Here is a 769-nt window from a genome sequence, read left to right as displayed (position 1 = left end):
TTTGCGGTTCTAACCTTGGTCCGTTATCCGGATCGGGGACAGTGCATGGTGGGCAGTTTGACTGGGGCGGTCTCCTCCCAAAGTGTAACGGAGGAGTTCGAAGGTACGCTAGGTACGGTCGGAAATCGTGCTGATAGTGCAATGGCATAAGCGTGCTTGACTGTGAGACTGACAAGTCGAACAGGTGCGAAAGCAGGACATAGTGATCCGGTGGTTCTGAATGGAAGGGCCATCGCTCAACGGATAAAAGGTACTCTGGGGATAACAGGCTGATACCGCCCAAGAGTTCATATCGACGGCGGTGTTTGGCACCTCGATGTCGGCTCATCTCATCCTGGGGCTGTAGCCGGTCCCAAGGGTATGGCTGTTCGCCATTTAAAGAGGTACGTGAGCTGGGTTTAAAACGTCGTGAGACAGTTTGGTCCCTATCTGCCGTGGGCGTTGGATACTTGACGGAGCCTGCTCCTAGTACGAGAGGACCGGAGTGGACGTACCTCTGGTGTACCGGTTGTCATGCCAATGGCATTGCCGGGTAGCTAAGTACGGAAGAGATAACCGCTGAAGGCATCTAAGCGGGAAACTCGTCTGAAGATTAGGTATCCCGGGGACTTGATCCCCCTGAAGAGTCGTTCGAGACCAGGACGTTGATAGGTCGGGTGTGGAAGCGCAGTAATGCGTTAAGCTAACCGATACTAATTGCTCGTGAGGCTTGATCCTATAACACTGATGGTTATTGACCTGGTGATATAGCGTTCCAAGTGTCGTTCAA

1 rRNA gene is annotated in these 769 nt (G+C 52.8%); it reads left to right on the top strand.

Going from position 1 to position 769, the window contains the following annotated elements:
• Positions 1–717 (top strand): 23S ribosomal RNA (locus tag ADE01S_RS31015); the annotation flags it as partial.
• Positions 718–769 lie beyond the last annotated feature (52 nt).

It is taken from the genome of Achromobacter denitrificans NBRC 15125 (assembly GCF_001571365.1).
Classification (GTDB): Bacteria; Pseudomonadota; Gammaproteobacteria; order Burkholderiales; family Burkholderiaceae_B; genus Achromobacter; species Achromobacter denitrificans.
The sequence above is the reverse complement of the archived record's forward strand: the minus strand, read 5'-3'. Positions and strand labels throughout refer to the sequence as shown.